We start from the raw sequence: 13,001 nt of genomic DNA on the forward strand, positions 1-13,001 counted from the left end.
GATCACGCGAACTGTCTGTGTTTCACAGCAACATATCTACCGCGACCAGTACCAGTGCCCCTGCAAGGATCATATTGACCAGGCGACCGTGCCGGTGCAGAAGCGTCTGAAACAGGTGTCCTGCTGCCGCCCAGCAGAGATTGCCAAAGGCGCCGATCAGAGCCAGTAGAACGCTGACCAGAATAATCCAGACCTTACTGCTGGTATAGGGGATGACGAAGGCGGAGAGAGCCGTTATCCCGTAAAGGATGATTTTTACATTCGCAAACTGCAGTAAAAAACTGGTTCTGAAGGTCAGTGGGACGTCAGAGCCGGTGTTATTTGCCTGCTGACTTCGGGCAATTTTCAACGCCAGCCAGAGAATATAAACCACGCCTGACCAGGTCAGCCAGTGGGTGACGGCAGGCAGTGTTCGGGTTATCGCCACGGTAAATAAGGCGCACAGGAGCATAATAATGAGAAATCCTGCTCCCATGCCAGCCAGTGGACGCAGGCTTTTACGGAATCCGTGAGTATGCACGCTGCTCAGAGCCAGAATGTTATTAGGACCCGGGGTAAGTGCAGTAATGAAAGTATAAGCCAGAAAAGCTCCGGCAATCGAAAGTGACATAATAACTCCTCTTTTTTTTTAATTTAGAGGATGCCAATAAGAAAAAATATTGAATGTTTTCGCATTCATGATTCAACGTTATGAATACTTCACAGGAGACAATCTTGGACTTACGTCGTTTGTTAACCCTCAGGACCATTCTGGAAGAAGGATCGTTTGCCAAAGCAGCCAGTAAACTTTGCTGTACGCAGTCAACGGTCACATTTCAGATCAGACAACTTGAGGCCGAATACGGTGTTCAGCTGTTTGAAAAAATTGGTCGCCGCATGGTGCCAACGGATGCCGCCAGGAATATGATGCCCTATATTGATGTGATGATGGTCGCCATAAATGGTATTAAACAGGCCGTCCAACAACATGCTGAACCGGAAGGTGAATTGCGCATTGCCGTGGGCGAGACGCTACTTTCCTACAAGATACCGCAGGTGCTAAAGAGTTTTAAAAAAAGAGCGCCGAATGTGTTGCTGTCTCTGCAATCCCAGAACTGTTATACAATCCGTGACAGTTTGCTGGCCAATGAAATTGATTTGGGGATTTTCTATCGGGTGGGCAAGGATGCGTCTCTTATCACGGAAAACTATGGCGAACATCCTCTCGTGCTCGTTGCCTCTCCTGAATTAACGCTGGTTGATTTCACACGGGGAAATCAGCATATCCCCGTCAGTTTCATTATTAATGAAAAACAATGTGTATTTCGTCTGATGTTTGAATCTGTCCTCAGACAAAGAAAAATAACGATTGACTCCACCATTGAGCTCATCAGCATTGAAAGTATTAAGCAGTGCGTCATGGCCAATACAGGCGTGACATACTTACCGCGATTCACGGTGGAGAAAGATCTGCGTGCCGGACTGCTGCAGGAACTTCCTCTGTCACCAGTCCCTGAAACCCTTTCTGCAGTGTGTGCTCATCACTCAGGTAAGGTCATTACGCCAGCAATGGGGCTGTTTATTCAGTCCTTACGGGAGAGTCTGGACGCTTGACCGCTGCCCTCATACTGCTTTGCAGAATTGCCCCATCGATTTTAGCCGTTGACAGGACTGATAATAGTTAACGGCTAAAGAATGTCACGATAAGCCGGATTCCCGGAAGTCCAGGTACGGCTGATGACACCGGGTCAATTTTTCCTTTCATTCTCAGGTATGCGCGGCGTGCTCCTTCTGATGATGACAGGAAAGCAACAAGTGAGTACCTGCCTGCATCAATCAGAAAACTCATCAAAGGCTCGATATAATAAACGCGTGCGTTTCTTTTGGTAGGAGCGTCGTAAAGATAGAGGTAAAATCTTTTCTTCTGGCATTATTCGCTAAGTGCCAGAAGCGGAAGTTGATAACATTGCGATATGTTATTTTAAGGGGGCAGGGCAAAAGTTAACTAATAAACTCTTATGAAAGAACAAGTGAATTAAGGACATGATCCTGCCATACCCCGTTTATTTTGAGATAAGATTGTGCATACCCTTCTTTAACAAACCCCAGTTTTTCAAGAGTCTTACTACTGCGAATGTTATCAGGAAGATGATTGGCCATAATTCTGTGCATTCCGTACTTTTCATGAACATAGGTGATTGATTTATTGAGAGCTTCATGCATTATCCCTTTACCTTGATAAGCATGATCGAGCGAAAATCCTAGATAGCATGCTTCGAACACACCAAATATGAAGTTGGTGAAGTTTATACTTCCGATTATTTTGCTTTCATTCTTTAAAGTAAAAACCAGGTTCAAACACTTTTTATTCTCATAATCGTTTAGTGCGTTTATTATTCTGCTTGATATGTTTTCAAGTTTAAAGTAGTCATCATTACGTAATGGTTCAAAGGGTGCCAGGTGTGACCTGTTATTAAGTAGATAGTGCTGAAAAGCTTCTGCAAGGTCGGTTACGAGCAAGTACACATCAGTTCGTTCTGTAGAAAATAACTTCATAACTTATCCTTATGTCAAAATATAGGCCTGGTGGGTTAATAAAATGCTCTCTGTAAAACGATCTATAGATATTCTGATTAATAATATATTTCTAATTTAATATTATCAATTTTTGCCGGATTGTTGGGCGTTTTAGGGCCAGTCTTCGCGCATAGCTGACTCGCTGCTCATGCCACTTGTCAGCCGTGCGCCAGTTATAGTCATTCGAACCCTGAGAATGACACTTTTAAGTGATTCCGGGTATGCGCTTATTGTGATCTCATCACGGAATTCAGGTGTGTACTGTTTACGGGGCGTTTTGCTGGTTGATGTGGATTTTGTCATTTGCTTCACCTGGCACGAAATCCGGCTTCCGGACCAGAGTGGCTTCAGGCTGCCGCAGCGCCTGTGAAATGGGTTCAGCCAACGCGCGCGCCGTCGGCAACAGGCCATCTGCGCTGTGCAAAAATAACGGATCTCCGAACAGCTTTCGTAACCTCGACAATGCTGCACTCATGGCGGGTTGACTCACGCCAATCTGAGTAGCGGCCCGCGTCACATTGCGCTCGGTCATCAGCGCATCGAATGCTGCGAGCAGATTCAAGTTAATTCCGTGAAAATCCATAAATCAAATAATCATTCATATCATTCATTTGTTAGACGGATTTTATCGCAAGGAAGACACTTTAGTCATCCACAACCACTTGTAGGTAACTGTACCCTAAGGGAAGCAACCTATGAACACAATCAACGCCGAACTCACCGAGCGTCTGCGCATCGAGCGCCAGGCCGTAGAAACGCTGTATCGCGCCTTCAGCGAAAAGAATCCCGATCTCGTAGATACCGTGCTGGCGCCGCAATGGGAGGACATCCCGCTGGCGCCGGGCCATGCCCCCGGGCCGGAAGGTATCAAGCCGATTATCCGCGACCTCGGCGAGGCTTTTCCCGATGTACAGATCGCTATCCAGGACATGATCCAGGTGCCTGGCCAGATCGGAGTGCGTGCCGAGATCAGCGGTACGCACCAGGGCGAATTTTTCGGAATAGCACCTACTGGCAAGAAGGTCAGCTTCCGATTGCATGAATTCCACACGCTGAGCGGCAGCCGCGTCACCACCACATGGCACATGGAGGACTGGTTCGGCCTGTTCCTTCAGCTTGGACAGTTCCCCGTCCAGTCCTGATTATTTTGAAGGCAAGGTTCATTATGAAAGCAGCACTCATCCAGACTTTCGGTAGCCCGGACGTCATCAGTATCGGTGAAATGACCGTGCGTAATCCGCAACCGGGAGAGGTTGTGGTTCGCATCGAAGCGGCTGGTATCAATCCCCTGGACGTGAAAATCATTGCAGGTTATCTGCAACAGGTTTTCCCGGTCGATTTCCCCTACGTTCCAGGCACCGACTTTAGCGGCGTGGTCGACGTGGTCGGCACACAGGTAACGCATCTGCAACCGGGCGACCGCGTGTTCGGGCGAAGCATGCCCAACGCTGGCGGCGCTATTGCGCAGAGCATCGTAACCGCGGCTGCAGACCTGTGTGTCATTCCGGCTGCCATGAGCTTCGAGCAAGCAGCCTCCCTCCCGACTACATTCGGCACAGCCCGTCAGGCACTGTTCGATATCGGTCGTTTACAGCGTGGACAGCGCGTGCTAATCCATGCTGCAGCGGGTGGTGTGGGCAGCATGGCAGTTCAGCAGGCCCATCTGGCCGGCGCATACGTTATCGGCACGGCGTCGGGTGCAAATCTCGATCTGGTGAAAAGCCTGGGTGCGGACGAAGTGATCGACTACCGCACGCAAGACTTCTCGTCATTACGCGACATCGATCTGGTGCTCGACTCCCTGGGGGGCGAGACGCTGGAGAAATCATGGTCGGTGCTGCGTCCGGATGGGCGTATCGCGAGTTTGGTGGCATTCGACATCACGGGCAGAAACGGGATGGCCGGCGAATCTGTGTTCTTCTCGAGCGCCACGCCCTATCTGCCTGAGGCGGCCAGCCGGTTTCAGGCCGGACAACTTCAGATCGTCACCGATTCGATATTCCCGCTGGAAGATGCTCGGGCTGCGCTGGAAAAAGTGGCCACAGGCCATGCGCGCGGCAAAGTCTCGATCCGCATGCGTAACTGAATCAGGAGTTATTCGATGACACACAACGCGAGAAATTCGCAACAAGTAGTGCTGGTGACAGGCGCTGGCTCTGGCATCGGCCGCGCGGTTTCCCTGTCGCTGGCACGCGCAGGGCATCAGGTCTACGCAAGCATGCGTGAGATTCGGCAAAAGAATCGAGAACGAGCCGAAGCGCTACTGGAACTCGCACGGGCGGAAGGCCTTTCATTGGATATCGTCGAACTTGACGTGCTATCCGAGGTTTGCTGCCAGGCTGCGGTAAACCAGATTCTCGCCAGACATGGGCGTGTCGATGTGGTGGTAAACAACGCCGGGATGTTGATGACAGGCATCACCGAAGCGTTCTCTATCGAACAGGTCGCACGCATCATCGACACCAACGCGCTCTCCTGGCTGCGCGTCAATCGTGCAGTCCTGCCGGCAATGCGCCGGCAGGGGGGAGGTCTTCTAATGTACGTGGGCAGCACGACTGCTCGCCTGCATGAACCTTTCCTTGGTCCCTACATCGCCAGCAAAGTCGCAGGCGATGCAATAGCCGAGATAATGGCCATGGAGTTGCGTCCCGTGGGCATCGAGAGCGTGATCCTGGTTCCAGGTGCCTTTACCTCGGGAACTGAGCATTTCGCGCATTCCAATGCCCCGGAGTACTTCGCAATCGAACAGCAGTATGGAGATTTGCCTGATCGGATATCGGGCCTGGCCGATCAGCTCAGTGCGATTGATGCGGCCAACGGAGGGGCATTGGATGTCTCAGCTGTCGGTCAAGCTGCTGTCGATGTGCTGGCGATACCACGCGGTCAACGACCCTTCCGCGTAGTCATTGACGGCCAGCGAAAAGGCACGGATGCAATCGATGCCATTTATCACGAGAAACAGGCGGCTTTCCTACGCCAAATGGGACTCGAAGATCTGATTCTGCCAGCACCATCAAGCGCGGTGTAGACGCACTTCAATCAACACTGGAGTTTTGACCATGAAGAATACAAGCAAAACAGCCATCGTGACGGGCGCATCCCGCGGTATTGGCAAAGACATCGCGCTGCGATTAGCTGCCGATGGTTTCGCTGTGGCTATCGGCTACGCCGGCAACCAAGCTCAGGCTGACGCGGTGGCGGCTGAAATTCAAGATAATGGCGGTACTGCGATTACCATCAAGGGTAATGTCGCCAATGTGGACGATGTGAGTAAGTTGTTTTCGTCGGCCGAGAAAGCGTTTGGCCGACTGGATGTTGTGGTCAGCAACGCAGGCATCATGAACTTCGCGCCGATCAAGACGGACAACGTAGAAAAACTGGACCAGATGCTGACGACGAACGTGCGGGGCATGTTCCTCGTCCTGGCCAAGGCCGCTGAAATTCTTGGTGATGGGGGGCGTATCGTGGCTCTGTCTACCAGCGTCATCGCCAAGGCGACGCCGGGCTACGGGCCATACATCGCTTCCAAGTCTGCCGTTGAAGGCTTGGTGCATGTGCTTGCCAATGAACTGCGCGGCCGCAACATCACCGTGAACGCGGTTGCACCGGGACCCGTAGCCACCGAGTTGTTCTTCAACGGTAAGACCGAAGAACAGATCGCGATGCTGGCGAAGATGTCTCCAATGGAACGTTTGGGAACGCCGTTGGACGTTGCCAACGCGGTTTCCTTCCTGGTAGGAAAAGACGGCGGATGGGTCAACTCACAGGTTGTCCGGGTTAATGGGGGCTTCGCTTGAATCTAACAACCCTGAGAAAGGGCGACCCACGCATTACGGCTGTCTGGTAGCACGTGTTGCACAGGGATAAAACCAGATAACGGTTATATCTGCACTCATCAAACAAGCCCGGGAATGACCTGCTGAACTTTATAAAACATTAACATGGGACCGGGGCGCTGAAATGACCAGCCACACCCGGTTTACTGTAGCCACCGATATTCAGGTTTACTTCTGCGATCCTCAATCCCCCTGGCAACGCGGCTCCAATGAAAATACAAACAGATTGCTCAGGCAGTATTTTCCAAAAGGAACTGACTTATCGGTTCACAGCCAGCAAAGACTAAACAGTGTGCCAGGCAGCTCAACGAGAGGCCAGGAAAAACGCTGGACTGTGAATCACCCGCAGAGCGTGTTAACCAATGTGTTGCATCCATCGGATGAACTCACAGCCAGAAGCGGACGTAAAGGTATTTGCCAGTTTTTAAAGATAAATCCATTTGTCAGGCGAGTTTAAAAATTGCAGCCGAGCGGTTTAGCTGAGCCGCCTGATCTTCCAGCGACGCGGCAGCTGCAGCGGCCTGTTGAACCAGCGCGGCGTTTTGTTGGGTTACTTCATCCATCTGCGTGATAGCGATACCGACATGCTCGATACCGTTAACCTGCTCGCCGGAGGCTGTGTAGATTTCTGACATAATGACTGAGACGTTGCTGATCGCCGTGACTATCTCAGTCATGGTTTTACCCGCCTGAGCGACCAGATCTGTACCCTGGGATATGCGATGATTCGAGGCTTCAATCAACGATTTAATATCTTTTGCCGCTGTCGCACTGCGTTGCGCAAGAGCGCGTACTTCGCTTGCCACCACAGCGAAACCGCGCCCCTGCTCGCCGGCGCGGGCGGCTTCCACCGCGGCGTTGAGCGCCAGGATATTGGTCTGGAAAGCGATACTTTCTATTGTGCCGATAATATCAACCACGCTTTGTGAGCTATCAAAAATGGCAGCCATGGTGGAGACGACTTCCTCCACCACTTTGCCTCCCTGCTGCGCAACCTCGGACGCGTCGGACGCCAGACTGCTGGCGTTTTGCGCGTTAGAGGCGTTTTGCCTCACGGTCGCCGTCAGTTGCTCCATGCTGGCTGAGGTTTCTTCCAACGAGGCGGCCTGCTGTTCAGTTCGTACAGAGAGATCGGTATTGCCCATCGCGACTTCTTTAGAAGCACTATCGATAGAGGACGCGGCGGTCTGAATATCAGACACCACTTTTTTGAGCTGCTCCTGCATGGCGGTAAGGGTGACGATCAGAACACCGGTTTCATCTTTTGAACGTGCAACCAAACGGGAAGAGAGATCGCCTGCAGCAATCGCCTTAGCCGCTTTTACCGCTTCCCCAAGCGGAAGGGTAATGGTGCGGGCAAGGGCATAGCCTAAAGCGGAAGCGATGAATACCCCCAACAGCGCGCCGATAAATAAGGTAAGTCCGGTCTGTGTCTGAACGGAATCGACAGAATTCTGGCGTTCGCTGAGCAGACGTGTTTCATCATTGACGATTTCATCAATGGTTTTACGCATCTGATCCATTTGCGGCTTGCCAGTATTGGATTCGAAGGCGGTAGTGAAATCCCCCTGCGTTATTGACCCTGCGTTTAGCGCGCGACGGTGATCAAGTAACTCAGCGACAAACTTCTTCTGCCACTCTTTCTCCTGATTAAGCAAATTATCCAGGCGTTTCTGCTGTGCAGGGTTATCCGCAGTTAAGTCTTTAGTTTCCTGCCAAAATTTTACAAAATCCTCTTTGCCTGAACTCCAGGGTGCCAGCATTTCCTCTTTGCCATTAATTGCATAGCCGCGCAGACCGGTTTCCATATTCACCAGACTTTGGGTCAGGGCTCGGCTTTTATCGATGACGCGCCAGCTATGAATGTTCCATTCGTTTGTATTAACGATGTTGGAAAAATTATTGTAGAAGGTTGCGCACAGCGACAATAACAAAACTAAAACGGCCCCAAAGGCAAAAAAGAATTTTTTCTTGATAGGTAAGTTCCTGAACATTTTAACCTCGATCCACATAATTTGAGATAGCAGCCTGAAGAGACGTAAAACATATAAGATATCGGCATGTATTTTTCTGGCTTTAACTAAAACGGATAAAAATATGCCGTGAAGAGGATATATTCATTCCTGCTTTTTTTACCGACTAATTTTCAAAGAGATAGCTGCTATGAACTCAAGAAAATATAGTTCGATGCCACAGTGTTAATTGCTTGGGAACAGGTCAGTAGTCATGGCAGGCTTCAAGGAAGTATAAATTTTACTGTAAATATATTATATAATATATTCTCAAAGCCTCTATTACGCATAATGCTTTTCCTAAGGATATAGAACAGGAAATAATCACGGAAAAAGAGTGAGTCTCTGAGGAAGTTTGGCTTTTAATATAATGACTTCTTTCAATCGATGCTCAGTCCGCTTGATCGATTTGGCGCAGATCCTGTCGGAACACGACGGTCTGTTATTTTTCCTATCTCATGTACAGCATATAGACGAGATAAAGTGGACTGAGTTTTTTAGAAAACATTACAACAAGTGTTGATCGAAAGATGTGTTGTATCTTCGGAAGCATTGATGTTGAACATTGCCGATTAGCTGACCTGCTTCCAGAAGCTTAACATATGAAATTACCACCAGGAACCCGATGATTTTCGCCAATTTATTGATTTTTCATGACTAAGATAACAAGGATTTCGTTGAAATATGAATAATCTGCTCGCGGATCCAAATATGAGCGGGGTCAGCATCAAAACGTGGGTGCCACGCCATAAAGATATTGATCGTCGGGACATCAAATGGAAGCGGGAAAAAATCCAAACGGTCCCTGAATTGCCTGACAAAACGTTTAGGCAGGGTACATAGTAAATTTGAACTCTCCACCAGTGGCGGAGCCAGCATAAACTGCTGAACTGACATGGTTACGCGGCGTTGGTGTCCAAAATCTTCTAACAAATTGTCAACTACACCCCACATATCGGCCACGACAGGCGAGACGAGCAAGTGATCGCATGTGCAATAGGATTCTATAGTAAAAGAACGTGTTCCACGCGGATGTTTTTTGCGTTGGGCAACCACGAAACTATCCTCAAACAGCTTGCGGGCCTTTACTGCCGGTTGAAGATGTTCTCTCCTGCCAATCAGGAGATCGACGTCGCCACGCTCAAGTAGCGTGGCGCTTGCGGGCTCGGACAACAGGTTTTGGAAGCTCACCTGAATTCCTGAGCCTGAGGCGTTGGTCAAAAAGCCAGCCAGGGGGACTCCCAAAACAGTCGCAGCATAGTCGCTGGCAGCAATGCTGAAACGCCGGTTGGCTGTCAACGGGTCAAATGCATCGGGCTGCCGAACAATAGTATCAATGCTTTGCAGCGCCTCGCGAAGAGGATCTCGCAAGGACATTGCCCGGGCTGTCAGAACCATACCGCGACTCGTCGCTGAGGGTACCAGTAATGGATCTCCAAATATGTCACGGAGACGCGCCAGTTGCGTTGATAAAGCTGGCTGGCTGATACCAAGACGTGCCGCGGCACGCGTGACGTTCGCTTCCTCGATCAAAATGTTAAGCGATGTGAGAAGGTTAAGGTCCAAATTACATATCCATGATATTTATGATTAATATATTTAGTATCTATTATATTTATGAATGTCAATCGACTATCTTTGTCCAGGAAGACTTGAGGGCATCAGCTCATGAGCCGCCCCTCGCTAAACTCGCTAATAAGGATCGATGACATGATGAACTCAAACGAAATCGCTAAAGCAGCCCTGAATAAGGCCAGGGTTCGTGAATTCTATGAAAGAATTTACAATGGGCGCGATTTAACTGCCTTGGCCACTTTTGTTTCTGAAGATTACACCGAGCATAATCCAGAGATGAGAAGTGGGAGATCCGGGCTCGAAGAATTCCTAAAACATATTTTCCATGTCCTGCCGGAAATTGAATTCAGCGTTGAATGTCTTGTTGCCGAAAATGATTTGGTCGTCGCACATACATTGATGCGCAAAACTCCAGGCGACAACGGCTCCGTTATAGCTGAGTTCTTTCGCCTGGACGATGGAATTATCGTGGAGCGATGGGACGTGATGATGTCTGTACCGGCCGCCCCAATAGGGTGAGCAACCGTTAATCTAATTCCAGCCTGGAGAGCCAGAGCTCGGCGTAATCCGGTCTGGCATCTGCGATCGGATCAAGGTGCCGTATAATGATCCCGAGCTCATCATCTTCGGCGGCAACACGCGCGGTATTTGCCAAACCGAGCCCGGACCCGAAAGATTCAGTTTTCTGGATCTTAAAACTATAATCAGTCCGGTAAAACGAATGAATAAATCGATCACCGGACTGTAATCATGAAAGACGACTGTGTCAGAAAGATTCCCAGCTTCCGTTGTCTGCTGTAACAGTTACAGGACGAAGCCTCTTTGATCCAGCTGTGGCGGGACGTCTTTCCCTGCTCTCTTTCGTCAACCTGAATGCTGATACCAGGCGAGAGAGCTGGCTGGCCTGCTCTTCAAGTGAAGATGCAGCAGAGGAAGATTCCTGAACAAGTGCAGCATTCTGCTGTGTTGTGGAATCCAGCTCAGTCACTGCCTTACCAATCTGGTCAATGCCCCGGCTTTGTTCGTCAGAGGCATCAGAAATTTCATTCATAATCCCACTGACATTCGTTACTGAGGCAACTATTTGCTCCATGGTACTTCCAGCTTTATTTGCCATCGCAGAGCCGGCGTGGACACGTTCAACAGACTCTTTAATGAGATCGGCAATTTCTTTAGCTGCATTCGTACTACGCTGGGCAAGAGCACGCACTTCACCTGCAACAACAGCAAAGCCGCGCCCCTGTTCACCCGCCCTTGCGGCTTCGACTGCTGCATTCAGCGCCAGGATATTAGTCTGAAAAGATATACCATTTATGACATTGATAATTTCAGTGATTTTATTCGAGCTTTCAGTAATGGCGGTCATAGTGTTGACCACATCCCAGACAATCCCTCCGCCTGAACGGGCATGATCCGCAGCCACACCGGCCAGTTTACTGGCTTCACGGGCATTCTCTGCATTACGTTTCACTGTTGAAGTCAGTTCTTCCATACTGGCTGCGGTTTCCACTACTGCTGCGGCCTGCTCTTCTGTACGGGAAGCGAGATCAATATTACCCGCAGAAATTTCGGAGGATGCACTCGCGACATGCATCACGGATTCCTTAATCTGAGAGATCATTTCACGGAGCCGATCATTCATGGTAGCCATCGCCATCGTCAGCCGACCGAACTCATCCGTTGACTCGGGCTCAATCGTACCGGTTAAATCACCTCTGGCAATCTTCTCCGCCAGGGTCAGATTATGACGTATCTGCCGGGTCATTTGACGCGTCAGGAGCCATGCGACAAGGATCCCGGTTACGACAGCGCAGACAGCAACCACAATCATAATGATAATGACGTGCTGAATGTTTGAGAGGTTAGAGGTGTTCTGAAACTCGAGTAGTTTTTGCATCGCGTTATCGAGTTTATCCGCAGTGACGGTTAACTGATCCGAAGCATTGCGTGAGTTTTGCCTGGCTTCGCCATAGGCTTTCACATTTAACTGTAACTTGTTTATAAAGAGATTTAATGAGGTGTTAGTTTCCGCAGGAAGAACGCCGGCGAAATTTCGTGCCATATCTGAAGCGGCTTTTTGGTCCAAAGTAAATTCTGACCAACCCTGAGTCCCATTACTTGAGCGGATTTGATAAACATCATCCCAAAGATGATTCAGTGTCGTTTGTAACTGAAAGCTTTCTTTCACCAGAAGTCCACTCTCGGATATTTTTTCAAGGAGTTTATCCAGATCGGACCTTAATGCAGGGGTTGTCAGCCTCTTTGATGATTCCTGAGTTATTTGTTCGAGTTTGACAAAGAAATCCCTTTCGTCATTATAGACCGGTAAGTTTCGTTTTAACTCATCAAAAAGAATACGCGTTTCTTTAGCCCAGACAAACGAGTCGCCGGTAACTGCCTTCTGTCGAATTCTTTCTAACGCAGCTTTGTTTTCTTCAATAGTACGTTCGTCATGGTTTATCTGAAAAGCAAGGCGGTTTCGTCTCGCCGCGTTGAGTTCATCGTGCATTTCCGTTATTAGCTTCTCTTTATGGGCGCGATCCTTAATCCTGTCCGACTGGTAAATACTCATCAGCGAGGAGACAATAATAATCATGATAAGGATAGAAAAACCACCATACAGCTTTGCTGCGACGGGAAGGTTTTTTAACGGTAAGATATTTATTTTCATAATTTTGCCCTGATGTGAAGCGTGTGCATAAAACGATAAACGCTTATTATTTATAATATTGTGGTTTTTATTTTTCTAACCGACTAGTGATGAGTTTTTTAGCCTCGCAGTAAAAGAAAAAGATATGCTTCCTGCGTTATTAACCCATGAGATAAAGAGTAATCCATCATTTATGTTCTTCAAAAGCAAGCTTGCCTGAAAAGAAGCTAAAAAACCAATATATTTTCATCAGCGATGATATATAAATCACATATACTAATAAGCTATATGCTTATAAATTTAAAATTACGAGAAAAACTTTGTATACATAAATCAAATTTTTGCCAATTATAAGATTCATTAAATTCAAAA

Annotated in this window: 11 protein-coding genes and 2 pseudogenes; 7 read left to right on the forward strand and 6 right to left on the reverse strand. The window is 48.8% G+C overall.

Going from position 1 to position 13,001, the window contains the following annotated elements; all coding sequences use genetic code 11:
- Positions 1 to 22: 22 nt before the first annotated feature.
- On the reverse strand, positions 23 to 610 hold the full coding sequence (eamB, locus tag BM427_RS04915; protein ID WP_090119721.1) for a cysteine/O-acetylserine transporter: 588 nt from the start codon (positions 608 to 610) through the stop codon (positions 23 to 25).
- Positions 611 to 714: 104 nt separating this feature from the next.
- On the opposite strand from eamB, the gene BM427_RS04920 reads away from it, so the two are divergent.
- Positions 715 to 1,593, forward strand: a complete 879-nt coding sequence (locus BM427_RS04920; RefSeq protein ID WP_090119723.1) for a LysR family transcriptional regulator — start codon at positions 715 to 717, stop codon at positions 1,591 to 1,593.
- Positions 1,594 to 1,995: 402 nt separating this feature from the next.
- On the opposite strand, the gene BM427_RS04925 is transcribed toward BM427_RS04920, so the two are convergent.
- The gene (locus BM427_RS04925) at positions 1,996 to 2,535 is read right to left on the reverse strand and encodes a GNAT family N-acetyltransferase (protein WP_090119724.1); all 540 of its coding nucleotides are present in this window, start codon (positions 2,533 to 2,535) and stop codon (positions 1,996 to 1,998) included.
- 406 nt (positions 2,536 to 2,941) lie between these two features.
- A pseudogene (locus BM427_RS26440) lies at positions 2,942 to 3,139 on the reverse strand (LysR family transcriptional regulator); the annotation flags it as partial.
- A 112-nt stretch (positions 3,140 to 3,251) separates the two neighbouring features.
- On the opposite strand from BM427_RS26440, the gene BM427_RS04935 reads away from it, so the two are divergent.
- The 5 genes and pseudogenes from BM427_RS04935 to BM427_RS04955 all read left to right on the forward strand — a co-directional run.
- Positions 3,252 to 3,698 carry an ester cyclase gene (locus tag BM427_RS04935; RefSeq protein ID WP_090119726.1) on the forward strand — a complete coding sequence of 149 codons (447 nt, stop codon included), beginning with the start codon at positions 3,252 to 3,254 and terminating at the stop codon, positions 3,696 to 3,698.
- A gap of 23 nt (positions 3,699 to 3,721) precedes the next feature.
- Positions 3,722 to 4,642, forward strand: coding sequence for an NADP-dependent oxidoreductase (locus BM427_RS04940; protein WP_090119728.1), 921 nt, complete (start codon positions 3,722 to 3,724; stop codon positions 4,640 to 4,642).
- A gap of 15 nt (positions 4,643 to 4,657) precedes the next feature.
- A complete protein-coding gene (locus tag BM427_RS04945) occupies positions 4,658 to 5,584 on the forward strand; it encodes an SDR family NAD(P)-dependent oxidoreductase (protein ID WP_090119730.1) in 927 nt (308 codons plus the stop codon).
- A 31-nt stretch (positions 5,585 to 5,615) separates the two neighbouring features.
- Entirely contained in the window at positions 5,616 to 6,353 is a 738-nt protein-coding gene (locus BM427_RS04950) for an SDR family oxidoreductase (protein WP_090119732.1), read from the forward strand.
- 79 nt (positions 6,354 to 6,432) lie between these two features.
- Positions 6,433 to 6,776 (forward strand): annotated as a pseudogene (locus BM427_RS04955) (IS30 family transposase); the annotation flags it as partial.
- A gap of 59 nt (positions 6,777 to 6,835) precedes the next feature.
- Here BM427_RS04955 and BM427_RS04960 read toward each other — a convergent pair.
- Both BM427_RS04960 and BM427_RS04965 read right to left on the reverse strand, forming a co-directional pair.
- Complete coding sequence (locus BM427_RS04960) at positions 6,836 to 8,386, reverse strand: methyl-accepting chemotaxis protein (RefSeq protein WP_090120683.1); 1,551 nt, start codon at positions 8,384 to 8,386, stop codon at positions 6,836 to 6,838.
- A 675-nt stretch (positions 8,387 to 9,061) separates the two neighbouring features.
- Positions 9,062 to 9,970 carry a LysR family transcriptional regulator gene (locus BM427_RS04965; RefSeq protein WP_208809147.1) on the reverse strand — a complete coding sequence of 303 codons (909 nt, stop codon included), beginning with the start codon at positions 9,968 to 9,970 and terminating at the stop codon, positions 9,062 to 9,064.
- A gap of 144 nt (positions 9,971 to 10,114) precedes the next feature.
- Between BM427_RS04965 and BM427_RS04970 the strand changes: the two genes are divergently transcribed.
- Positions 10,115 to 10,498 carry a nuclear transport factor 2 family protein gene (locus BM427_RS04970; protein WP_167518513.1) on the forward strand — a complete coding sequence of 128 codons (384 nt, stop codon included), beginning with the start codon at positions 10,115 to 10,117 and terminating at the stop codon, positions 10,496 to 10,498.
- 247 nt (positions 10,499 to 10,745) lie between these two features.
- On the opposite strand, the gene BM427_RS04975 is transcribed toward BM427_RS04970, so the two are convergent.
- Entirely contained in the window at positions 10,746 to 12,650 is a 1,905-nt protein-coding gene (locus tag BM427_RS04975) for a methyl-accepting chemotaxis protein (RefSeq protein WP_090119736.1), read from the reverse strand.
- Positions 12,651 to 13,001 lie beyond the last annotated feature (351 nt).

It is taken from the genome of Kosakonia arachidis, assembly GCF_900116535.1.
GTDB classification, from domain to species: Bacteria; Pseudomonadota; Gammaproteobacteria; order Enterobacterales; family Enterobacteriaceae; genus Kosakonia; species Kosakonia arachidis.